We start from the raw sequence: 1,170 nt of genomic DNA, 5'->3' as shown, positions 1-1,170 counted from the left end.
CCCGCCGGATCGTGTTGAGGCGGGTGATGAGGGGGGCGAGGGTGTCGGGGGTGTCCCAGTCGCGGGCCCTGAGCTGGTATTTCTCGGAGTCGAGGTATTCCTCGCCGCCGGGGCGCAGGGGGGTGTTCTCGTAGAGTTCGTAGCCGCTGTAGATGCCCCAGGTGGGGGAGAGGGTGGCGGCGAGGACGGCGCGGATCGCGAAGGCGGGGCGGCCGCCGTGCTGGAGGTACTCGTGGAGGATGTCGGGGGTGTTGGCGAAGAGGTTGGGCCGCATGTAGGAGGCGGCGTCCCCGGAGAGTTCGGTGAGGTAGTCGGTCAGTTCCTGTTTGGTGGTGCGCCAGGTGAAGTAGGTGTAGGACTGCTGGAAGCCGATCTGGGCGAGGGTGTGCATCATCGCGGGGCGGGTGAAGGCCTCGGCGAGGAAGAGGACGTCGGGGTCGGTGCGGTTGATGTCGGCGATGACCCGTTCCCAGAAGACGACGGGTTTGGTGTGGGGGTTGTCGACGCGGAAGATGCGCACGCCGTGGGACATCCAGTGGCGCAGGACGCGCAGGGTCTCGGTGATCAGGCCGTCGAGGTCGGTGTCGAAGGCGATGGGGTAGATGTCCTGGTATTTCTTGGGCGGGTTCTCGGCGTGGGCGATGGTGCCGTCGGGGCGGTGGTGGAACCACTCGGGGTGTTTGTGGACCCAGGGGTGGTCGGGGGAGCACTGGAGGGCGAAGTCGAGGGCGGTCTCCAGGCCGAGGGTGCGGGCCTGTGCGACGAACCGGTCGAAGTCGTCGATCGTGCCGAGGTCGGGGTGGACGGTGTCGTGGCCGCCTTCGGGGGAGCCGATGGCCCAGGGGACGCCGACGTCGTCGGGGGTGGCGTGCAGGGTGTTGTTGCGGCCTTTGCGGAAGGTGGTGCCGATGGGGTGGATCGGGGGGAGGTAGACGACGTCGAAGCCCATGGCGGCGATGGCGGGCAGCCGGCGGGCGGCGGTGCGGAAGGTGCCGTGGGGGTTGTCCGGGGTGCCCTCGGAGCGGGGGAAGAACTCGTACCAGGCGCCGTACAGGGCGCGTTCGCGTTCCACGAGCAGGGGCAGTGGTGCGGAGGCGGTGAGCAGGTCCCGCAGCGGGTACCGGGCCAGGACCGCGTCCACCTCCGGCGTCAGCGCCGCCGCCAGACGGG

The 1,170-nt window shown here is 69.6% G+C and carries 1 pseudogene; it reads right to left on the bottom strand.

Features of this window, described 5'->3' with window-relative positions:
- Window positions 1-1,170: pseudogene (locus tag AQJ64_RS44860) on the bottom strand (alpha-1,4-glucan--maltose-1-phosphate maltosyltransferase); the annotation flags it as partial.

The organism is Streptomyces griseoruber, from assembly GCF_001514205.1.
GTDB lineage: Bacteria > Actinomycetota > Actinomycetes > Streptomycetales > Streptomycetaceae > Streptomyces > Streptomyces griseoruber.
The sequence above is the reverse complement of the archived record's forward strand: the minus strand, read 5'-3'. Positions and strand labels throughout refer to the sequence as shown.